Here is a 20,947-nt window from a genome sequence, read left to right as displayed (position 1 = left end):
ATCTGAGTGCCGTGATGAAAGCAGAGACAAGCGCGTGACTGATTCGCCCTCGGCGCCGCACCAGCTGGACCTCGTGCCGGACGCTTTGCTGGCAGGGCGGGCCGCCGACGGCGACACCGCCGCTTTTGAGGCGCTGGCCCGCCGGCATGGTCCCGTCATGCGGGCCTCCGCCCGCCGCCTGACCGGCTCGCTCGCCGACGCCGACGACGTCGTGCAGGAATCGCTGATGCAGGCCTGGAAGCAGCTTCACACCTTGCGCGACGGCGACGCCGTGAAGGGCTGGCTGTTGCGCATTACCGGCAGCCGCAGCATTGACCACCTGCGCCGCCGAAAGACCCATGCGGACCTCGGCGATCTCGACCACAGGCTGGAGGCCGGCGCGCGCACCGCTGAGAAGGAACACCCCGAACACGCCGCCCTGAGCGGCTCGCGGATGGACGCCCTCAAGGCCGCCCTTGCCGCCCTGCCCGAGGAACAGCGCCGCTGCTGGGTACTGAGGGCGTTCAATGACCAAAGCTATGAGGAAATTGCGCAAACGTTGAACATCAGCACCGCCAGCGTCCGTGGCCGCCTTGCCCGGGCACGCATCAGCCTGGCCCGCGAAATGGAGGACTGGCGATGAGCACCCCTTCCGACGCGCTCAGCTGCGGGCACAGCCTGGCAGACCTGAGCGAATACTTGGACACCGGACAGATCGGCGATCCCGGCCATCTTGCGGAGTGCCCCGAATGCCAGTCCGGGCTGGCCTCGCTGCGGCGGCTCGCGGCCCTTGGCAATGAACTGCTCGACGCCGACACCGCCGCGGCCGGCAGCGGAAGCGATGACTGGATGAAGACCATCCTCGGCAACCTGCGGCTGGAACTGCGGCCCGGCAGGAGCATCCCCCTGCGCGCCGACACGCCCGGCGATGTCCTCACCGAGACAGAGGGCTCGGTTTCGGCTCTGATCCGTTCTGTTGCGGATTCCCTTCCCGGCGCCGCCGCCGGCAAGTGCCGCCTTTACGGGGACCTCACCGAACCCGGGGCGCCGATCACCGTGGGAGTCGAACTCGCCGTCGTGTACGGGCATCCCCTGGAACAGCGCGCCGCAACACTGCGCCAGGAACTGGCCACGGTGCTTTCCCGGCAAACGGAACTGAACATCACGGCGATCGATGTGACGATCACCGATGTCCTGGAGCCACGGAACCCCGGACCCGGGGCGCCAGCTGCCGGGGCTCCAGTTGCCGGCGCGCCGGCCCCGACGGTGGGCCCCGGCGGCCCGCCCACCCCTCAGGAGAAGCCATGACCGAGCCCCTGTCTCCCGGCGACGGCACGCACGCGCCGGACGCCGCCGCTCTGGCCGCGGAACTGCAGTCGGTCATCGAGGCGGTCGCCGGCGTGACGGCGGTCTACCCGGCGCGCCCGCTCTGGCAGACGATCGCGGGCGCGGCCCGCTCGGCCGTGACCGGAGAAGCGCGGTCGAGGGTCGACGTCGCAAGTTCCGACACCGGCAGGCCAGTCACGGCGGTCAAGGTGCGTATCGGCGTGAGCGGGGCGCACCCCGCCCCGCACGTGGCCAGGGCCGTGGCGGCAGCCGTGCGGCAGCATCTGAGCCCCCACCCGGTGACGGTCCAGGTCGGAATCGTGCAGATCGGCAGCGAGGAGGCCGCTGACGCCAGCGGCGCGCAAGAAATGTGACAAAAGACAGCGGACGACAACTGAAGCTAAGATGATCGACAGTTGTCGAACGTGCGCGAGGGCGGGAGATTCCCGGACGGGCGCCGCCAACGGGGGCGAAGATCGGCCGCGCCGTCCCCGCACTTCCCCCTAGAGCCCGGGAGGAGGCTGGCTCCAGGCCGGTTGCCGTGCTGTCCGGGATCACCCGCCACGGGGGTCAGCACGGCGTATCACGGACCGGCTGGTCTTCCCGCGCGGACTGCCGCAACTACAGGGGCCGCCCAATACCGGCCCTAATCTTGATTTACCCGCCAAAACTGTTACCTCCGTCACATTGTGACGGGACCGTGCGGACTGCATCGCGGACCCCCCGCCCGCTGTGGCCGCCTGTGACAAGGAAGAAGCCTCATGTCTGAACGCATCACCACGGCCGCCCCGGCCACTGCAAAATCTGACACTGCAAAATCTGGCACCGCAAAATCTGACATTGCACCACACGGCCCGGCCGGCGCCGGGAACCACGAGCCGCACCTCGCCCGGGCCCTCGGCAACCGCCACATCCAGCTGCTCGCCATCGGCGGCGCGATCGGCACCGGCCTGTTCATGGGGTCCGGTAAGACCATCTCCCTCGCGGGACCGTCCGTCATCTTCGTCTACATGATCATCGGCTTCATGCTGTTCTTCGTCATGCGGGCCATGGGCGAGATCCTCCTCTCCAACCTGAACTACAAGTCATTCAGCGACTTCGCCGGGGACCTGCTGGGCCCCTGGGCGGGATTCTTCACCGGCTGGTCCTACTGGTTCTTCTGGGTGGTTACCGGGGTGGCGGACATCGTCGCCATCTCCGGCTACGTGGACAAACTCGCGCCCGGCACGCCGCTGTGGATCCCTGCGCTTCTCACACCGGTGGTCCTGATCCTCCTGAACCTCCCCACCGTGAAGGCGTTCGGTGAAGCGGAGTTCTGGTTTGCCATCATCAAGGTGGTGGCAATCGTGGCCCTGATCATCACCGGCGCGGTCATGATCGCCACCCACTTCACCTCCCCGAACGGCGCGGAGGCCAACCTCGCCAACATGTGGAACGACGGCGGCATGTTCCCGCACGGCATGTTCGGCTTCATCCTGGGCTTCCAGATCGCCATCTTCGCCTTCGCCGGAATCGAACTGGTGGGCACCGCCGCCGCCGAAACCAAGGACCCGGAGAAGAACCTGCCGCGGGCCATCAACTCCATCCCGGTCCGCGTCCTCCTGTTCTACGTGGGCGCCCTGGTGGTCATCATGGCCGTCAACCCGTGGCGCACCATCGATCCGGCGAGCAGCCCGTTTATCGGCATGTTCACGCTGGCCGGGCTGGGGATTGCCGCCGTGGTCATCAACCTGGTGGTCCTGACCTCGGCCGCCTCCAGCGCCAACTCCGGGATCTACTCGACCTCCCGCATGATCTACGGCCTCGCCCAGGACGGGAACGCACCGAAGGCGTTCGGAAAGCTGAGCCTGCGCAAGGTCCCGCAGAATGCCCTGCTGTTCTCCTGCATCTTCCTGCTGGCCGGGCTGGTCCTGCTCTACGCCGGCGACTCCGTAATCGGCGCGTTCACGATCGTCACCTCCGTGGCCTCGGTGCTGACGATGTTTGTGTGGTCCATGATCCTGATCAGCTACATCGTCTTCCGCCGCCGCCGGCCGGCCCTGCACGCGGCCTCGGCTTTCAAGATGCCCGGCTCCGCGTTCATGCCGTACGTGGTGCTAGCTTTCTTCGTCTTCATGCTGGTGGCGCTGGCCCAGGCTGACGACACCCGCCTGGCGCTCTTCGTCGCCCCCATCTGGTTCCTGCTTCTGGGTGCGGCCTGGCACTTCAACCGGAAGACGCCGCTGCAGCAGGCGCGGATTGTGGAATGGCAGGCCGTCCGCGCGGAGGAAGACGTCCGCGCGACTGTCTGACCCCTGACTGTCTGACAGCTGGCTGAGACTGTCGACTGAACATCGGCACGATCAACCCGTAATACGCAGGAGCCCCGACCGGAATATCCGGCCGGGGCTCCTGCTTGCTGTGATGCCGTGGCGTGGTGACCTGCGCACTGACCCTGCGGGACAGCACCGTCAGGAGCGCGCCGTTAGGAGCGGGCCCCTAGGCGCGGGTCCCGGCGGCGGCCGGGGCGACGGCGACGCGCGGCGAGACAGCCACGGCCGCGACGCCGATCGCCGCAGTGAGCGCGAAGACGCCGGCGAAGGACGCCGCCGTCGTCGTCGAAAACGCGGCGAAGACGATTCCCGTGCCGGCGAGGGCCAGGGCACCGCCGAGCGAATCCGAGATGGACATGGCCGAACTGTTGAAGCCCTCGGTGTCCTTGGTCGAGAGAGCCAGGGTCATGACGCTCAACCGCGGATACATCAGCCCCATCCCTCCCCCGGCGAAGATCCAGCCCGCGATCGCGACGGCGGCCGGCCACGCCAGCACCGTTGTCACGAGGGCCAGGACGACGGCGCCGAGGACCAGGGCGGAGCCGATCCGCACCGCCCTCCGGTGCTCCAAGCGGGTCCCCAGCCGGCCCTGGATGGCCGAGGCCGCCGCCCAGGCGATGGCGCCTCCGGTTAGGGTGAGGCCCGCAAAGGTGGGCGCGAAGGCATAGCGTTCCACGAGCAGGTATGGCAGGTACACCTCGGCGCCGAAGAATGCGGCGGCCGCGAGGCCGCGGGTCAGAATGACGCTTGGCAGGCCGCGCCGGGCGGTCAACGTCCCGCGCGGCATGAGCGGGCGGACGGCCAGGAGTGCGACGGCGACGGCGGCACCTGCCAGCACGTCGCCGGCCCCGGGGACCTCGGCGGACAGGTTCAGGCCCAGCACGGCGAGCGCAGCCAGCGCTGCCAGCGCCAACTTGGCCAGACCGCCCGGGGGCCGGGATACGGCGGCGGAGTCCACGGCCGCGGCGGGTTCTCCCGGACCCTGCACAGGGGTTCCGTTCAGGCCGCGCAGGGCGGGGGCCGTCAGGAGCAGGGCCGGAACGACGAGGCCGACCACGCCCAGGAAGACCCACTGCCAGCCGGCCACCTGCGCGACGATGCCGGCGGCAAAAGGCCCGACGAGGGACGGGATGACCCAGGCCGCGGAGAAGGCGGCGAAGATCTTGGCATGCAACACCGGCGGATAGACCCGGGCAATGACCACGTAGAGGGCCACTGTTAGACCGCCGCCGCCAAGCCCTTGAACCAGACGACCGGACACCAGCACGGGCATCGTCCCGGCGGTGCCGGCGATGAGCAGGCCGAGCGCGAACGTGCCCACAGCGGCCAGGAGCGGCGCCACGGGCCCCTTGCGGTCCGACCAGCTGCCGGTGGCCACCATGCCTATCACCCCGGTGGCCAGCGGGCCGGCAAAGGCCAGCGCGTAAAGGTCGGCGCCGTTCAGTTCCCGGCTGACGAGGGGCATGATGGTGGTCACCGCCAAGGACTCGAAAGCCGCCAGGAACACCAGCGCACAGGCGCCAAGCGTCACCAGCAGGTAGCTCCGGTGGAAGATCCCGGCTGACTCCGGGACGGACGCCCGGCTGGGTTCCCGGCTGGGCTCCTGACTGGGTTCCTGGTGAGGATGCGGGTCTTTTCGGGGCACATGCCACAGCTTACAAGCGGGGCACGTCCTGTCCCGCCTGCCGCTCTCAGCCGGCCTGGTCAAGCCCCTGGACCGGAACTACGACGGCGCCGCTCGCCCTTGAATCCGGGTTCAGCATCCAACCCACGCGCTTGACTGTGCTCAGCATGACGACGCTTTCCACGAGCACAATTCCCGGCACCTTCTGTTGCAGGGCGAGCTCAATGTTCATGATGTCCGCCAGGGACTGCAGCCACATGATGATTACGAAATTCGTCGGACCCGTGGTGGAGGCGCTGAGCCGTACGTTCCGCATGGTCTTCAGCTCGGCGGCCGCGGCCTCGTGCCGGCCGGCGGGAACATTGACGAACCACTGGCAGGTCACGGGGAACGCCGAGAACCTCTGGGCCACCTCACACCGGAAGGACAGGATCCCGCTGGCAAGCACACGATTAAGCTGCCGCTGGACCGTGGCAGGGTGCCTGCCCAGCGCGCGGGCAATGTCCGCCGCGGTGGCCCGACCGTCCTTGGCCAGGAACGGCAGGAGCGCCAGGTGGCTCTCCGGCAGCAGTTCCCGGGCGGCCGGCTGGGCGATTCCGGTGGCCTCGGGGCCGGCCACCGCCCGCACGGCGGCCTGCTGCGCGCGGCTCAAGACGTTGAGCCGCCACGAGCCGCCGCTCGAATGCAACCGGGTGCACAGGGCGGTCTGGTATTTGAGGAGACCGTCGATCTCCTTCAACTTTGAGATGACCTTCATGCTGAAATCGTCCAGGGAGGGCGTAATGACTGTCAGCATGAGGTCCCGGTTGCTGGCTGCCTCCTCCACCGTGACGATTTCCGGCATTTTGGCGAGCCTGGCGGTGACGTCCGCCCGCCGGTGCATTTCGCAATCCACGGCGACGAAGGCCAGGCACATCTGAAGCGGGTCGCCGATCAGGTGCGCGGTGATCCAGGAGACGCCGTCGGCCCGCAGCCGTTCCCAGCGGGCGGCGAGGGTGGTGGCGTGCACGCCCAGCACCTGCGCCGCGTCGGCCCAGCTCAGCCGCGGAGCAATCTGCAGGACGTTGATCAGGGCCAGGTCCTCTTCGCTGAGTTCCACTATTTCTCCCCTTGGTAATGCACGAAACCTGCGCTAATTCTCATTTTTTGCATTTTTTCAGGCCTTCAGCCGCGTGTGAACCATGTCACTTCAGAATAGACGCAGAAGGTCCCCACCGGACCCGAACCAAGCCAGCATCAAGAGTTGAAGGAGAACACGTGCCGATCACCGCAGACGCCCGGGAAATGCAGGCGGACCTTGCCCGGCTCCGCCACGAACTGCACCGGGAACCCGAGATCGGCCTGGCGCTGCCGCGCACCCAGGAGAAGGTACTCAAGGCCCTCGACGGGCTTCCCTTCGAGATCACCCTGGGCCGGGACACGACGTCGGTCACCGCCGTGCTGCGCGGCCAGGGGCCCGGATCGGGCGCCGGCTCCCGCCCGGCCGTGCTCCTGCGCGCGGACATGGACGGCCTGCCGGTCCAGGAGAAGACGGGAGTGGACTTCACGTCCAGGATCGACGGCGCCATGCACGCCTGCGGCCACGACCTCCACACCGCCATGCTGGCAGGAGCCGCCACGCTCCTGGCCGAACGCCGGCACCGGCTGGCCGGCGACGTCGTCCTGATGTTCCAGCCCGGCGAGGAAGGCTTCGACGGTGCCAGCCACATGATCCGCGAAGGCGTGCTGGATGCCGCCGGCCGGCGGGTGGACGCGGCCTACGGCATGCACGTGTTTTCCGCCCTGGAATCGCACGGCACGTTCTGCACCAAACCCGGCGTCATGCTCAGCGCGTCCGACGGCCTGGTGGTCACCGTGCTCGGCGCCGGCGGCCACGGTTCGGCCCCGCATTCGGCCAAGGACCCCGTGACGGCGGCCGCCGAAATGGTCACCGCCCTCCAGGTCATGGTCACCCGCCAGTTCAACATGTTCGATCCCGTCGTCCTCTCCGTCGGGGTCCTCCAGGCCGGCACCAAGCGCAACATCATCCCGGAAACCGCGCGCATCGAGGCCACCATCCGGACCTTCTCCGAGGAATCCCGACAGAAAATGATGGACGCTGTGCCGCGGCTGCTGAAGGGCATCGCGGCGGCGCACGGCCTCGACGTCGACGTCGACTACCAGCAGGAGTACCCGCTCACCATCACGGACGAGGACGAAACGCACACCGCGGAAAACGTCATTGAAGGCCTGTTCGGCGATTCCCGGCTCGCCCGCTGGGCCACCCCGCTGAGCGGCTCCGAGGACTTCTCCAGGGTGCTCGCCGAGGTCCCCGGCACGTTCATCGGCCTCAGCGCCGTCCCCCACGACGCCGACCCCGCCGCGTCCGCGTTCAATCACTCCCCGTACGCCACATTCGACGACGCCGTGCTGGCCGACGGCGCCGCACTCTACGCGGAGCTCGCCGTGTCGAGGCTGGCCGCACTGGCGGCAGCCGACGCTCCCGCCACGGCCAACGCCGCCACCCTTTCCTAGCTGCCACCCCCGAGGGAGAAGACCATGACTGCAACCGCGATTACGCCGGCGGCAACCCGAACATCCACCGGCAAGACGCTCATCGGCACCGGCATCGGCAACGCCGTCGAGTGGTACGACTGGGCCATCTACGCCACGTTCACGCCGTTCATCGCCAGCCAGCTTTTCAGCAAGTCGGACCCGGCGTCCGCGGTGCTGTCCACGCTGGCGATTTTCGCCGTCGGCTTCGTTGCCCGGCCCTTCGGCGGCTTCCTGTTCGGCTGGATCGGTGACCGGATCGGCCGCAAGGCGTCCATGACCCTGGCCGTGGGGCTCGCGTCCGTGGGCAGCCTGATGATCGGCATCGCGCCGACCTTCGCGGCAATGGGCGCCTGGGCATCGCTGATGCTCCTGGTGGCGCGCCTGGTCCAGGGCCTGGCGCACGGCGGCGAGCTGCCGTCGTCGCAGACGTACCTGTCCGAAATGGCGCCGAAGGAACACCGCGGCTTCTGGGCCACCCTGATCTACACCTCCGGCACGGTGGGAATCCTGTTCGGGACGCTGCTGGGTGCCGTGCTGAACATGGCCCTGAGCACCGAAATCATGAACGCCTGGGGCTGGCGCATCCCGTTCCTGGTCGGCGCGGCCATGGGTCTCTACGCGCTGATCATGCGGTCCCGGCTGCACGAAACGGACGTCTTCGAAGGCGAAGCTTCGGCGGAGAAGCGCGCTCCGATCTGGCCGCAGATCGTCCGCCACCGCAAGCAGGCGCTCCAGGTGATCGGCCTGACGGTCGGGCTGACGGTGATCTACTACATCTGGGGCGTCGTCGCCCCCAGCTACGCCACCACCGCGCTGAAAATCGACCGCGGCGAGGCCCTCTGGGCCGGCGTGATCGGCAACATCGTGTTCATCGCGGCACTGCCGTTCTGGGGCAAGCTGGCCGACCGCATCGGCCGCAAGAAGGTGCTCTGGTCCGGTGCGATCGGCGCGGGCATCATGCACTTCCCGATGACGGCGCTGCTCAAGGATTCCGCCTGGCAGCTGGCCGTCAGCATGTCCGTCATGCTGATTTTCATCGCCGCCAGCGCGTCGATCGTTCCTGCCGTCTACGCCGAGCTGTTCCCCACGAGCATCCGCACCGTGGGGGTCGGGGTGCCATACTCGATCTGCGTGGCGGTGTTCGGCGGCACCGCACCCTACCTCCAGCAGTGGCTCGGCACCACCATGCAGATGCCGCAGCTGTTCAACGTGTATGCCGTGCTGCTCCTGGCCGTCTCCGCGGTCTTCGTCTTCACCATCCCGGAAACGAAGGGCAAGGACCTGACCCTCTGATCCGGCTCCCGTTGGCCTGACACCCGGTTGCGCTATCAGTTGTGGCTGTTCTGGAGGCTCAGAACAGCCACAGGTGATAGCGCATCGTGATTTTGGGGGCAGCCGGGGTGGGTCAGCCGCCGACGAAGCGGTCCCGCCCGGCCCGGTATCCGAACACGGCGGCGAGCGAGCCCACCAGCAGGAACAGGACGCCCGCCGCGGCAAAGGACCCGGTGGCCTGGTGGAGCTGGCCGACCAGGAGGGTGCCGCTGGAGCCCAGCCCGTAGCCCACGCCCTGCATCATGCCCGAGAGGTGTGCCGCGGTGTGACCGTCCCGGGTGCGGACCATGATCAGGGTCAGCGCCGCCGCGGTCAGGCTGCCTTGGCCCAGGCCCAGCAGCCCGGTCCACAGCCACAGGAAATCGACCGGGCCGAAGATGCTGAGCGCAAAACCGGCGCCGGTCATCAGCGCCGCCACCATGTTGATTACGCGCTGGTCCCGGAACCGGGTGGCCAGCGCCGGGGCGAACAGCGAGCCCAGCATCTGCAGTGCAATCGAGGCCGAGACGATCAGGCCGGCGGTGCTGCCGTCCACGCCGCGTTCGCGCAGGATCGGGGCCAGCCAGGCAAAGACACTGAACGACATCATGGCCTGCAGGACCATGAACGCTGTCACCTGCCAGGCCACGGCGGAGCGCCAGACGCTGACGCCCTCACCGATCCGGGGCGGTCCGACGGGCCGGGCACGCAGGGCCGGGGGCAGGAACAACAAGAGGACGACGCCGGCCGGCAGCGCCCAGAACCAGAGCGCCGCTGTCCACTGCCCCGTCGCCCGGAACAGCGGGAAGGTAAACCCTGCGCCGAGGGCGGCCGAGGCGCAGATTGCCGTGGTGTACAACCCGCCCATGAGGCCCAGGCGGTGCGGGAAGTCCCGCTTGACGACGCCCGGAAGCAGCACGTTGCACAGCGAAATGGCGGCGCCACACGCGGCGGTTCCGGCCAGCAGGGCCGGAAGGTGGCCGGCCGCGGGAAGCTCCACCGGCCGCAGCAGCAGCCCCGCCGTGAGCACTGCCATGGCTCCGAGCAGCACCCGTTCGGCGCCGAACCGGCGTGCCAGTCCCGGGGCCAGCGGGGCGAACACGCCCAGCAGGGTCACCGGAACGGTGGTGAGGACCATGACCGCCCAGGCCGGCAGGCCGGCGTCGGCCGTCACCTCGGGCAGCACCGCCGCGAAGCTCGAGAAGACGGTGCGGAGGTTCAGCCCGATCAGGACCAGGCAGACACCCATGTAGGCGAGGAGGCGGCGGCCGGCGGCGCGCGGCGGTCCGGCGGGCTCGTCCCTGGGAACGGCCCGTAGCGAAAGATCCTGCTGGTCAGTTTTCCCGGCTGAGGTCACCCGCCCCATTCTTGCAGTCCGGGGGCCCGGAGGCCTTGTCGCCCGGTGCCTGGCGGATTCCCGGGGCGGGCCGGGCCCGCAAACTCAACTATTCTGGAAAGGATGAGCGAATCCCCAGAAAACCCCGGCACGCCGGAAACGCCGCTGTCCGGCGCCCCGGATGACACCCGGCTGCCGCGCCCCGTGACCCCCGGCAGCCAGGCCTCGTTCGGCACATATGGGGGCCGTCCGGTCAGCTTCGTGCGCCGCGGCACCCGCCTGCAGGGCCGCCGCCAGACTGCCTGGGAGGAGCACTCGGACCGTTGGGCGGTGGAGGTCCCCCGCCATGTCGCCAACACCTCGGTCCACCCCGACTACGTCTTCGACGCAGAGGCCGAATTCGGCCGGACGGCTCCGCTGGTTGTGGAGATCGGCTCCGGGCTGGGCGATGCCGTGTGCCACGCCGCCGAGGAGAATCCGGACAAGGACTTCCTGGCCGTGGAGGTTTACACCCCGGGCCTGGCCAACACCCTGATCAAGATCAACAGCCGCAAACTGAGCAACGTCCGGGTGGTGGAGGCCAACGCCCCCGAGGTGCTCGCCACCATGCTCCCGGCCGGCTCGGTCACGGAACTCTGGGTGTTCTTCCCGGACCCGTGGCACAAGTCCCGGCACCACAAGCGCCGGCTTATCCAGCCGGCCTTCGCCGATCTGGCCGCCCGGGCCATCAAACCCGGCGGCATCTTCCGGATCGCAACAGACTGGTCCAACTACGCCGTCCACGTGCGCGAGGTCATGGCCGGCTCCGCGGCGTTCGAGAACCTGCATGAGGGCGAGCGCGCCGGTGCGGAAAGCCCCCTCACCAAGGTCTGGGAATCCGGCGTCGAGTCCCGCGTCGGCGGGGCGCCGGTCAAGGAAGGCCGGGCGCCGGTCAGCACCGAGCACACCGGTCCCAACGAGGGCATCGACGAGACCGGCGGCTGGGCGCCGCGGTTTGAGGGCCGGATTCTCACCAGCTTCGAGAACAAGGCACACGAAGCCGGCAGGCTGATCTTCGACCTCAGTTACCGCCGCCGCTAGGCATATCAGCCGGTCGGCATATCAGCGCCGCGGGAATCTGTTCCGGGCCGCCCTCGCGTGGCACGATTACGGAAAGTGAAATATTCGGAGCTGCCAGCTCCGGCAGGAATCGCACCGGCAGCACCGGGCAGCACGAAGGACACAACATCAAACGAGAACTGAAGGACGCCGCGGAAGTCGCCGAAGACGTCACCAACTCTAAGCCCCTCGAAGTGGTGGCCCGGGCCGGGTTTGCGGTGTCGGGGCTCCTGCATTTCCTGATCGGGCTGGTCGCGATCCGGCTCGCCATGGGCGGCAAGGGCCAGGCCGACGTCAGCGGAGCGGTGGAACAACTCGCCGGGCAGCCGGCCGGCCCGCTGCTGCTCTGGACCTCCTTTGCCGCCTGCGTTGCCCTGGCCATCTGGCAGACGTCCGACGCGATCTTCGATTTCGAACACCTGCCGACCAAGAAGAAGGTCGCCAAGAAGCTCAAGGCCGGAGTGCAGGCCGTGGTCTACGCGGCGTTCGCCCTCACGCTGGCAACGGTCGCCACCGGCGCCCGTGCCGACCACCGCCAGTCGACCAGCGATCTGACCATCAATCTCATGAAGGCCCCGGGAGGCGTGGCGCTCCTGATCCTGCTCGGCGCCGCGGTCGCCGTCACGGGCATCGTCTACGCCATTCGAGGCTTCAGGAAGTCCTTCCTCAAGTACCTGCGGATGCCGTCCGGGAAACAGACGCGCACCGCGGTGACGACCATCGGCGTCGTGGGCTACGCCGCCAAGGGCTTCGTCCTGCTCCTCGTGGGGCTGCTGATCATCATCGCCACCGTGAAGGCGCACCCGGAAGAGTCGACGGGCCTGGACGGCAGCCTCAAAGCCCTGCGCGAGCAGCCGTTCGGCGTGTACCTGCTGGCCGCCGTCGGCATCGGCCTGATCTGTTACGGCATCTACATGGCGGTGCGGGCCAAGCTGGCGAAAATGTAAGTTGGCGATCCCCGGCGATCCCCGGCTGCTCCGGCCGACGTCGCCGCCGAGGAGCCGGTGCAGCCCGGCCGCGATCACCGATGCACCCCCATTTCGTCGAGGATTGCCCGCAGGGCCCGCACGGCGTAGAACGCCCGGGACTTCACCGTCCCGCTGGGGATTTTCAAGTGGGCCGATGCCTCCTGGACCGTATAGCGGCGGTAGTGCAGTGCCACCAGCACTTCGCGGTGTTCCGTGCTGAGCCGAAGGAGCGCCTCCTCCATGAGGATCTTGTTGAGCAGGTCATCGATCCGGCCGGCGGCGTCGGGGATGGTGCCGTCGGGGGTGGCCGCAACGTCGCGTTCGCCGGTTTCCTGCGGGCGCCCCCGGGCCTTGCGGTAGTGGTCGATCATGATGTTGCGGGCCGTCCGGAACAGGTAGCTGCGCAGGCTGCCCGTGATCTGCGGCGCCCGCTGCCAGACCCGCAGCACCGTCTCCTGGACGACGTCGTCGGCGAGCTGCGCATCGCGGCAGGCGCCGAGGACAAAGCGCTTCAGGGCCGCCCCGTGGTCGCGGTAGATCGCGGCCACGACGTCGTCGTCCAGCGGCATCTCCCACCTCCCGGAGGCAGTTGCCCTGCTACAGAGGGCGTACAGGGCAGCCCGATAATTCAGTGTGCGCCTGGACGGGCCCGACATGAACCTTTTAGCGCTCCCGGTACGTCTTAGCGGGTAGCGCCGGCTTGGCGAGTCGGGCCGGCTCGAGTCAAGGAGCAGCAATGAAGAAGCATCTCAGCATCGGTCTGTCCGCGTTCGCCCTTGCCGCGCTACTGTCCGGATGCGGCGGCGCAACATCGACATCGACGTCGACTGCGCCCACGTCCTCAGCCGCCTCCACGCCCGCGCAGTCATCCAGCAGCGCGGCGGCCGGTTCGGCGCCGGCGTCCACGTCCGCGGCGGTGCTCTCGGTGGGCCAGTCCTCGGCCGGTCAGATCGTGGTGGGCGCCCAAGGACTAAGCGTCTATGCCTTCGCCAACGACACGAAAGGCTCCGGGACCAGCGCGTGCACCGCCGGGTGTGCTACCTCGTGGCCTCCCGTCACCTCGACGTCGGCCACCCCCACTGTTAGTGGGGTGACCGGCAAAGTCGGAACCATACCCGCGGCTAACGGCAAATTGCAGGTGACCCTTAACGGGATGCCGCTCTACTACTACTCCAAGGACCAGGCCGCGGGAGACATCACGGGCCAGGGCGTCGGCGGAGTCTGGTACCTTGTGTCGCCTTCCGGGGAGATGATCAAGTCAGCGGCGGGCGGCTACTAGAGGGCCACGGCGGGCGACCGCCGGGGCCGTCCGCCGGCCCCGGCGGCGCGCCGGATGCGCCGACACCGGGGCCGCGGGGAAGACGGTTTAGGAGCCGGCTTCTTCGAACTCGACGGCGGCAAGGATTTCCTTGCTCCGGGGGTCCAGCATGAAGGCCTCGTCGTCGTCTTCCAGCATGAGGAATTCGCCCTGGTCCGTGGTGAAGTGCCAGGCCAGGGTGCTCTCCCCGTTGTGCTCATAGTTCGGATCGCCCATGGTGATCCGTTCCAGGGTCTGACCGGCAATGTCGCACAGTTCCCGGATGATCTGCTCGAACTCGGGCGCGTCCTCGAAGGCTTGCTCCGCGGCGGCGGCCTGGCGCTCCGCGAGGTCCGAAATCCGGGACACCCGGCCGGCGATGTGGGCATCGAGGTCCCCGTCGGCAAGGACCAGCAGGTCGGCCTGGCCACGCAGCCACGCGGCGTTGAGCGCCACGATGTCCTCCGTTTCGAGGACCGATTCGAACTCCCCGTCCAGCTCTTCAATGCGTCGCACGGCATCGGAAACCGTGCCCTCCGCGCCGCCGTCCCCAGTGTCCCCTTCAACTGTGCCGGCATCATCTGCGTCGGCGTCATCTGTGGCGTCTTCTTCGATGTCGCCTACGGCGGCCCAGCCACTGCCGCCGTCAAGGTAGGTGTCGACGTCGGTGTCGGTCAGGGCGCCGAAGGCCGCCACGGTGCGGTTGAACAGGTCCAGATGCGCGGCGGCGCCCATCCCCGCCAGGCCCTCCCGGACATAGGGGTCGATTTCCTCGCGCTCCGGCGCGGTGAACACGTACTGGGCAAAACCACCGGCCAGTGCCTGGGACAGGTAGAAATCCACGTAGTAGCTGCGCAGCGCGGCCGGGGAGATCTCGTCCTCATCCAGCAACTCCTCAAACATGGCGTTGACAACGGCGACGTTCGCGTCGACGACGTCCTCGTTCCCGCCGCTGAGGCTCTCCGCGGTGAGCACGGTCGGGTAGCGGCCGGCGGACTGGGTGGTGGACGGAGCGTTGGTCATGCGGAATCCTCGCTTCTGGGACTGCTGGTTTGGACTGCTGGTTCTCCGGACCCCTCCACGGTAGGCCCGTCTGCACGGCCGGCAGCCGTGCCGCAGTTGAACGTCAAGCGAAGTCTGGGGGACGTTCCGCTAGCAGACGCGAAGTTCCGGCGGCCTGCCAAGGCTCGCTAAGATGGATCAGATGACCTCCTGCCGAAAGTAGTGCGCACATGCCATCCCATCCGGACGAGAGTGCGGCACTGGCAATTCAGACCCCCGCCATCAACGACCGCTCCCTTGCGGCCGGGCTTGCTTACGCCATGGGGAGCCGCGTTTCTGGGATGTCCTTCGATGCCGCCACAGGGCTTCTGCTCGGCAAAGTCCGGGGCGGTGCCGACGTGCCCTACTCCACGACGGCGAAGCTTGTCCGGAAGGCGGGGGGCTGGAGCTGCACGGTGGGCGTCTGCAGCTGCCCGGTACGCAAGGACTGCAAGCACGTGGCGGCCCTGCTCTTCTCTGCCGAGGACAACCCCGCCATCCGGCTCCAACTGCTGGCCCCGGCCGAGTCCACGCGGCTCTCCCGCCAGGCCGCGCCGCCGGAGCTGGCCGACTGGGAGCAGGCGCTCAGCCCGCTGATCGCGAGTCCCGGCATCACCCCGTCCGCCAACGGCACCCCGCTGGCGCTCCAGTTCGATGTCGAGGAACCCGCCCCGCACTTTTCCTACACGGGCCGCCGCGATCCGCTCCGCAGCGTCCGCCAGCTGAAGGCGCGGCCCGTGATCATGGGGGCCAAGGGCAAGTGGATCCGCGGCGACGTTTCCTGGAGCACGCTGAGCTACTTGAACTACCGGCGCGAATGCAATGAGGCCCATGTGGAGTGGATGCAGGAATTCCTTGCCTCGCACACCGCCGTCGCGAACCGCCAGCACTCCGGCACCGGGCTGTGGCTGGGGCTCAACACGTACGCAGGCAAGAACCTCTGGAGCCTGCTGTCCCAGGCCCAGAAAATCGGCCTCGCCCTGGTGCACAGCCGCGGCTCCGAGCCGGTCCGGATCGTTCAGGAGCCGGCCGCCGTCGGGCTGAACCTGGCGCGGTTCGGCGCCGGCGGGGACGACGGCGGGCTGGAGCTCGCCCCCACCATCACGGTCGAAGGCGAGGTGGTGGACCCGGCGACGGTCGGGACCATCGGCCGCCCGGCGCACGGGATCTTCCTGGTCTCCGACGGCGGCGCCCTGCCCGGCGTCGCCGTCGGAGACCCGGCCATCAGCCTTGCCCCGCTGGAAAGCGGCCTAAGCGAAGAGCTGCTGACCTTCGTCACGGGCGGGACCACCCTGCACATCCCGGCGAAGGACGAAAGCCGCTTCCTGACCGGCTTCTACCCCAAACTCAAGCAGACCGCCCGGGTGACGGCGTCGGACGAGTCCGTGGAGCTGCCCTCGCTGGCCGTCCCCACCTTGTCCCTGCTGGCCAACTACGGGGCCGACCACCGGGTCCGGCTGCACTGGGAATGGCATTACAAGTCCGGAACCCTCGTCACGGCACAGCCGCTGTGGCGGCATCCCGGGGACCACGGCTACCGGGACGACCCCGCCGAGGCCCGCATCCTCGAGGGCGTCGGGCAACCCTGGGACGTGGTGGCCGCGCTGGGCGAATCCGCGACCGGAGGCTGGGGCACGCCGCGCCTCGCGGCCACGGCCGAACTGTCCGGGCTGGACACGCTCGCCTTCACCGAGGACGTACTCCCCCGGCTCCAGGAACTCCCCGACATCTCGGTGGACACCTCCGGGGAGATCGCGGACTACCGCGAGGCCGAGGAAGCCCCCGTGGTGGCGATCTCCACGAAGGCGACGGACAGCCGCGACTGGTTCGATCTGGGTATTGTTATCACCCTGGAGGGCCAGCCGGTTTCCTTCGCGGCACTGTTTTCCGCCCTGGCTGCCGGCCAGACCCGCATGCTGCTGCCCAGCGGCGCCTACTTCTCGCTGGACCTGCCGGAGCTGCACCAGCTGCGGGCCCTGATCGACGAGGCCCGCTCCCTGCAGGACAACCCGGGCGACAAAGACGCCCCGCTGCAGATCAGCCGGTTCCAGGCCGGGCTGTGGGACGAGCTCGCCCACCTGGGCATCGTCGACGAGCAGGCCGCCGCGTGGCGCGAGTCTGTCGGCGGCCTGCTGGAAGGCGGCATCAAGGGCCTTCCGCTGCCCGGGAGCCTGAACGCCGAGCTGCGCCCGTACCAGCTGGAGGGCTTCAACTGGCTGAGTTTCCTGTACCGTCACGGACTCGGCGGCGTCCTGGCCGACGACATGGGCCTGGGCAAGACCGTGCAGGCCCTGGCTCTGATGTGCGCCGCCAAGGATGCCGCCGGCGATGACGCCCAGGCCGGCGCCGCCCCGTTCCTCGTCGTCGCCCCCACCAGCGTGGTGGGCAACTGGGAGGCGGAGGCGGCACGGTTCGCGCCGGGGCTGACTGTGCGCGCAATCGGCGAAACCTTCGCCAAGAGCGGCTCGGATCCGGCCGCGGCGATGGCCGGCGCGGACATCATCATCACCTCCTACGCCTTGTTCCGCATCGATTACGAGGCCTACGCCGCCCGGGCATGGGCCGGCCTGGTCCTGGACGAGGCCCAGTTCGTCAAGAACCACCAGTCCAAGGCCTACCAGTGCGCCCGCAAACTGCCGGCCGCCTTCAAGCTCGCCATCACGGGCACCCCGTTGGAGAACAACCTGATGGAGTTCTGGGCGCTGACCTCGATTGTGGCCCCCGGGCTCTTCTCCAGCCCCAAGCGGTTTGCCGAGTACTACCAGAAACCGGTGGAGAAGAACGGCGACAAAGCGCAGCTGGACAAGCTCCGGCGCCGGGTGCGGCCGCTCATGATGCGCCGGACCAAGGAACAGGTCATCCGGGACCTGCCGCCCAAGCAGGAACAGATCCTGGAAGTGGTGCTGAATCCGCGGCACCAGAAGGTCTACCAGACGCACCTGCAGCGGGAGCGCCAAAAGATTCTGGGCCTGATTGAGGACGTCAACAAGAACCGCTTCACGATTTTCCAGTCGTTGACGCTGCTCCGCCAGCTCAGCCTGGATCCCTCGCTGATCGACCCCTCGCTCTCCGGGGTCCGCTCCAGCAAGCTCGATGTCCTGTTCGAGCAGCTCGCGGACCTCGTGGCCGAGGGCCACCGGGCCCTGATCTTCAGCCAGTTCACCGGCTTCCTGGGCAAGGTCCGGGAGCGGCTGGTCGAGGAGAACATCGAGTTCTGCTACCTCGACGGCAGCACGCGCAACCGCACCGACGTCGTGAACGAGTTCAAGAACGGCGCCGCGCCGGTGTTCCTCATCAGCCTCAAGGCCGGCGGTTTTGGCCTGAACCTGACCGAGGCCGACTACGTGTTCCTGCTGGACCCGTGGTGGAACCCGGCGTCCGAAGCCCAGGCCGTGGACCGCACCCACCGGATCGGCCAGGCCCGCAACGTCATGGTCTACCGGCTGGTCGCCAAGGACACCATCGAGGAGAAAGTCATGGCGCTCAAGGCGAAGAAGTCACAGCTTTTCGCCGACGTCATGGAGGGCGACGCGCTCACCGGCGGAACCCTCACCGCGGAAGACCTGGCCGGGCTCTTCAACGACTGACGCGGTCCGGCTGCGTCCGGAGCCGGGCCAGGAGCGTCGCGGCGAACAGCGCCGTCGTGATTTCCAGCGCGATGATCCCCAGCAGGGCTCCGGAGCCCGACGGCGCCGCGCCGGCCGCCGCGGCAACGGCGCCGTGGTGGCCGTGGCCCAAACCTCCGGCCCCGCCGCCGAGGAGCAGGGCCGCGTGCACCCCGGTCATTGCCAGGGCCGAGGCCATGACGCGGCGGCCGGCGCCGGCCAGGCGCAGACCGCCGTCGCGCCCATGCCGCCAGATGTGCACCACGCACGGCAGGCACACCGCCACCATGGCGAGCATGAGCAGGTTCAGCCATGTCCCGTGCTGGTTTTCGGCAACCAGCCAGAGGTGCGCGAGGCACGACGCCGCCGTTGCGGCGGCGGCGGTCCTGGAATGGAAACCGATGCCGGCAATGACGGTCCGGCAGCCCAAACTGGGGGCGACACTCACGGCGTCAGTTTAGCTGTGGCAGTGTCCGCCGGCGACAGGCTGCGAGCCTGCCGGGACATCCAGCACGGGGCTGCGGTCGAAGAAGCCCTCGGGCCGGAGCTTGAAGCCGACCGTGTCCACCGGCATGATGGGCCAGTCCTCGATCCGGGGGAAGTGCGTCAGCCCGAAGGTGTGCCACACCACGATGTCCTGGCCGTCGATGTCACGGTCCTGCGCGATGTACGCCGGCAGGCCCGCTCCCCCGGCGTGCTGGTTGACGAAGTCCCCTGTCGGGTACCGCTCATCCTCCGCGAACCGGGTGACCCACAGGTCCTTCGTGGCAAAGGCGGCGCGGCGGGCGATTGACGACTCGGGGTCGGCCAGCAGGTTCGGCTGGCCCTGGGCGTGCAGCTTGTAGCCCACGGGCTCACCCAGGCGGTTTCGCGATTCCGGGTTGGAAATGATCCAGGTCCGGCCGCTGCGGGCGTCGGCTTCCCGGGCTGCTTCCGACTCGCGCGCCAGGACAGTGCGCCTTCGGGAGAACGCATTGCCCCGTTCATTGCCTTCGCCCATGGCCTGCCGCACCACGTCCTCCTCCTCCACCCGGTTGGTGAAGCCGTCGATCGCCATGTCCAGGCGCGCGCTGAAGAGGTGCTGGTGGAACGGCGCGCCCAGTCCGGGGGCGATCTGGGAGATGTTGGCCGAGCCGCCCTCGGGGTAGGCGGAAGTGAAAACGACGCCGGTGGCTTTGGCCTCGAACTCAATGGTGCCGTCGAGGTAGAGGTACCAGTAGAAGCCGTAGTCGTAGTTGCCGATGGTGGTGAAGAAGGAGATCACCAGGCGGCGGTTGCGGCGGGTGTAGTTGATGCCCGTCCAGAGATCGCTGTGCTTGGCCAGGATCCCCCAGTCCTCCTCGTGCATGCAGATGCCGTTGCGGATCTCCCGCGGGTTGCCGAAGGCGTCGCTGATGACAGGGCTGAGATAAGTGATCTCGCCGAGGCAGTCGCAGCCCAGTTCCAGCGAATTGGCGTACTGGCCCACCAGGTATTCGCCGGTGTCAAAGTAGTTCTGCCAGGACCGGATCGGCGATGGATCCCCGTACGGGACCACCATCTCGGCGATGGACGCCCGGTTGATGATGGGCCGCCGGCGGTCGCCGTCCTGGAAGGCAAGGTTGTGCAGCACCACCCCTTCACGGACATCGAAGCCGACGTCGACGCTCCACTTTTCCCATTCGACGTGGTTGCCGCCGGTGACCGCGAAGCTGGGGCCCTCCGGCTGGGTAATGTGAATGGGTTTCTGCGTGGTCCGCAGCGGCCCGGTCAGCTCCGGGTCGGTGTAGTTGCCGTGTTCGGCGGGAACCGGAACGGCCCCGGTGTCCAGCACCTGCGTCACCGTCCTGGCGACGACATCCACATACGCGACAAGCCCGTCAACGGGATGCGCCCAGGCGCTGTCCTCGGGGAAATCCTGCACGAAGGCCAGGCCCCGCAGGATCCGGCGGCCCTTTTCCTCCGGGTACTCGAAGACCCCGGCAGACAGCGGGGCCACGCGGACCTTGCTGACGTCCAAACCGCGGTCCGCCAGCGCCTTGAGCCACCGCCCGTCCGTGGCCAGGAGCTCCTCGACCACCTCGAATTCCTCCTCCAGGACCGGGAGCTCCCCGGTTGCCGCCGTATCCAGCTCGGCGACGGAAATCACCGCGCCGCTGGTGACCGAGACAGTCACGTCGGCCGGGCGCCCTCCGGAGACGTCGTGGACGAAGACCCGGAACCGGCGGTCCGCGGTTCCGGACGGCGCATCCCTGGCGGGGTCCACGAGGCCCAGGTACGCGATGCGCCCGGTCTCGCCCAGCAGGTCCGCCGCGCGCAGGATGCGTTGGACTGCGGTGACTTCGGCGCCCGTGGCCAGACTGTACGGGCTGTACTGGCTGTTCTGGCTAAACGAGGTGCGGGTGTCAGGTTGTGCGGTCATCATGACGGCTTTCGTTCGGGGACCCTGGCGGGTCGGAACTTTATTTTCTATAGTTGTAGAGAATACGGAAATGTAAGCTGTGCCACAAGAGTCCGACGCAAAATAATTGGGGAG

General features: G+C 68.3%; 17 protein-coding genes. 10 read left to right on the top strand and 7 right to left on the bottom strand.

Going from position 1 to position 20,947, the window contains the following annotated elements:
• The first annotated feature begins 34 nt into the window (after nucleotides 1-34).
• The 4 genes from C8D78_RS15140 (at nucleotide 35) to cycA (ending at nucleotide 3,596) form a co-directional block, all read left to right on the top strand.
• Nucleotides 35-622, top strand: a complete 588-nt coding sequence (locus tag C8D78_RS15140) for an RNA polymerase sigma factor (RefSeq protein WP_244208427.1) — start codon at nucleotides 35-37, stop codon at nucleotides 620-622.
• Complete coding sequence (locus tag C8D78_RS15135) at nucleotides 619-1,287, top strand: Asp23/Gls24 family envelope stress response protein (RefSeq protein WP_244208426.1); 669 nt, start codon at nucleotides 619-621, stop codon at nucleotides 1,285-1,287. The genes C8D78_RS15140 and C8D78_RS15135 overlap by 4 nt, the downstream gene beginning before the upstream one ends.
• Nucleotides 1,284-1,679, top strand: coding sequence for a hypothetical protein (locus C8D78_RS15130; protein WP_120954688.1), 396 nt, complete (start codon nucleotides 1,284-1,286; stop codon nucleotides 1,677-1,679). The genes C8D78_RS15135 and C8D78_RS15130 overlap by 4 nt, the downstream gene beginning before the upstream one ends.
• 387 nt (nucleotides 1,680-2,066) lie before the next feature.
• Nucleotides 2,067-3,596: a D-serine/D-alanine/glycine transporter gene (gene cycA, locus C8D78_RS15125; RefSeq protein ID WP_208641974.1), complete on the top strand. Its 1,530-nt coding sequence runs from the start codon at nucleotides 2,067-2,069 to the stop codon at nucleotides 3,594-3,596.
• Nucleotides 3,597-3,783: 187 nt separating this feature from the next.
• On the opposite strand, the gene C8D78_RS15120 is transcribed toward cycA, so the two are convergent.
• On the bottom strand, nucleotides 3,784-5,172 hold the full coding sequence (locus C8D78_RS15120) for an MFS transporter (RefSeq protein WP_120954766.1): 1,389 nt from the start codon (nucleotides 5,170-5,172) through the stop codon (nucleotides 3,784-3,786).
• A 136-nt stretch (nucleotides 5,173-5,308) separates the two neighbouring features.
• On the bottom strand, nucleotides 5,309-6,340 hold the full coding sequence (locus C8D78_RS15115) for an Lrp/AsnC family transcriptional regulator (protein ID WP_120954687.1): 1,032 nt from the start codon (nucleotides 6,338-6,340) through the stop codon (nucleotides 5,309-5,311).
• A 158-nt stretch (nucleotides 6,341-6,498) separates the two neighbouring features.
• Here C8D78_RS15115 and C8D78_RS15110 point away from each other — a divergent pair, with 158 nt between their 5' ends.
• Complete coding sequence (locus C8D78_RS15110) at nucleotides 6,499-7,755, top strand: M20 metallopeptidase family protein (RefSeq protein ID WP_120954686.1); 1,257 nt, start codon at nucleotides 6,499-6,501, stop codon at nucleotides 7,753-7,755.
• Between the two features lie 24 nt (nucleotides 7,756-7,779).
• The gene (locus tag C8D78_RS15105; protein WP_120954685.1) at nucleotides 7,780-9,069 is read left to right on the top strand and encodes an MFS transporter; all 1,290 of its coding nucleotides are present in this window, start codon (nucleotides 7,780-7,782) and stop codon (nucleotides 9,067-9,069) included.
• A 112-nt stretch (nucleotides 9,070-9,181) separates the two neighbouring features.
• Here the strand turns inward: C8D78_RS15105 and C8D78_RS15100 are convergent, their stop codons facing one another.
• A complete protein-coding gene (locus C8D78_RS15100) occupies nucleotides 9,182-10,453 on the bottom strand; it encodes an MFS transporter (RefSeq protein ID WP_120954684.1) in 1,272 nt (423 codons plus the stop codon).
• Nucleotides 10,454-10,546: 93 nt separating this feature from the next.
• Here C8D78_RS15100 and trmB point away from each other — a divergent pair, with 93 nt between their 5' ends.
• On the top strand, nucleotides 10,547-11,503 hold the full coding sequence (gene trmB, locus C8D78_RS15095) for a tRNA (guanosine(46)-N7)-methyltransferase TrmB (protein WP_244208425.1): 957 nt from the start codon (nucleotides 10,547-10,549) through the stop codon (nucleotides 11,501-11,503).
• Between the two features lie 158 nt (nucleotides 11,504-11,661).
• Nucleotides 11,662-12,468, top strand: a complete 807-nt coding sequence (locus C8D78_RS15090) for a DUF1206 domain-containing protein (protein ID WP_120954683.1) — start codon at nucleotides 11,662-11,664, stop codon at nucleotides 12,466-12,468.
• Nucleotides 12,469-12,542: 74 nt separating this feature from the next.
• On the opposite strand, the gene C8D78_RS15085 is transcribed toward C8D78_RS15090, so the two are convergent.
• Nucleotides 12,543-13,058, bottom strand: coding sequence for a sigma-70 family RNA polymerase sigma factor (locus C8D78_RS15085; protein WP_120954682.1), 516 nt, complete (start codon nucleotides 13,056-13,058; stop codon nucleotides 12,543-12,545).
• A gap of 167 nt (nucleotides 13,059-13,225) precedes the next feature.
• Here C8D78_RS15085 and C8D78_RS15080 point away from each other — a divergent pair, with 167 nt between their 5' ends.
• Nucleotides 13,226-13,768 (top strand): COG4315 family predicted lipoprotein, encoded by a 543-nt coding sequence (locus C8D78_RS15080; RefSeq protein ID WP_120954681.1) that lies wholly within the window; start codon nucleotides 13,226-13,228, stop codon nucleotides 13,766-13,768.
• A gap of 87 nt (nucleotides 13,769-13,855) precedes the next feature.
• Here C8D78_RS15080 and C8D78_RS15075 read toward each other — a convergent pair whose 3' ends face one another.
• Complete coding sequence (locus C8D78_RS15075; protein WP_208641973.1) at nucleotides 13,856-14,809, bottom strand: DMP19 family protein; 954 nt, start codon at nucleotides 14,807-14,809, stop codon at nucleotides 13,856-13,858.
• Between the two features lie 209 nt (nucleotides 14,810-15,018).
• Here C8D78_RS15075 and C8D78_RS15070 point away from each other — a divergent pair, with 209 nt between their 5' ends.
• Nucleotides 15,019-18,414, top strand: coding sequence for a DEAD/DEAH box helicase (locus tag C8D78_RS15070; RefSeq protein WP_120954680.1), 3,396 nt, complete (start codon nucleotides 15,019-15,021; stop codon nucleotides 18,412-18,414).
• Here the strand turns inward: C8D78_RS15070 and C8D78_RS15065 are convergent.
• Nucleotides 18,404-18,880: a hypothetical protein gene (locus tag C8D78_RS15065; protein ID WP_244208424.1), complete on the bottom strand. Its 477-nt coding sequence runs from the start codon at nucleotides 18,878-18,880 to the stop codon at nucleotides 18,404-18,406. The two genes, C8D78_RS15070 and C8D78_RS15065, sit on opposite strands and share 11 nt — an antisense overlap.
• Before the next feature lie 9 nt (nucleotides 18,881-18,889).
• On the bottom strand, nucleotides 18,890-20,833 hold the full coding sequence (locus C8D78_RS15060) for a primary-amine oxidase (protein ID WP_120954763.1): 1,944 nt from the start codon (nucleotides 20,831-20,833) through the stop codon (nucleotides 18,890-18,892).
• Between the last annotated feature and the right edge of the window lie 114 nt (nucleotides 20,834-20,947).

The sequence above is a fragment of the Arthrobacter oryzae genome (assembly GCF_003634095.1).
Taxonomy (GTDB): Bacteria; Actinomycetota; Actinomycetes; order Actinomycetales; family Micrococcaceae; genus Arthrobacter; species Arthrobacter oryzae.
This window is presented reverse-complemented; position numbering and strand designations above follow the sequence as displayed.

Coding starts and splice junctions, on each gene's coding strand:
- C8D78_RS15085 (WP_120954682.1), bottom strand. CDS start 13,058: ATGCCGCTGGACGACGACGTCGTGGCCGCGATCTACCGCGACCACGGG.
- C8D78_RS15105 (WP_120954685.1), top strand. CDS start 7,780: ATGACTGCAACCGCGATTACGCCGGCGGCAACCCGAACATCCACCGGC.
- trmB (WP_244208425.1), top strand. CDS start 10,547: ATGAGCGAATCCCCAGAAAACCCCGGCACGCCGGAAACGCCGCTGTCC.
- C8D78_RS15100 (WP_120954684.1), bottom strand. CDS start 10,453: ATGGGGCGGGTGACCTCAGCCGGGAAAACTGACCAGCAGGATCTTTCG.
- C8D78_RS15070 (WP_120954680.1), top strand. CDS start 15,019: ATGCCATCCCATCCGGACGAGAGTGCGGCACTGGCAATTCAGACCCCC.
- C8D78_RS15130 (WP_120954688.1), top strand. CDS start 1,284: ATGACCGAGCCCCTGTCTCCCGGCGACGGCACGCACGCGCCGGACGCC.
- C8D78_RS15080 (WP_120954681.1), top strand. CDS start 13,226: ATGAAGAAGCATCTCAGCATCGGTCTGTCCGCGTTCGCCCTTGCCGCG.
- C8D78_RS15060 (WP_120954763.1), bottom strand. CDS start 20,833: ATGACCGCACAACCTGACACCCGCACCTCGTTTAGCCAGAACAGCCAG.
- cycA (WP_208641974.1), top strand. CDS start 2,067: ATGTCTGAACGCATCACCACGGCCGCCCCGGCCACTGCAAAATCTGAC.
- C8D78_RS15075 (WP_208641973.1), bottom strand. CDS start 14,809: ATGACCAACGCTCCGTCCACCACCCAGTCCGCCGGCCGCTACCCGACC.
- C8D78_RS15135 (WP_244208426.1), top strand. CDS start 619: ATGAGCACCCCTTCCGACGCGCTCAGCTGCGGGCACAGCCTGGCAGAC.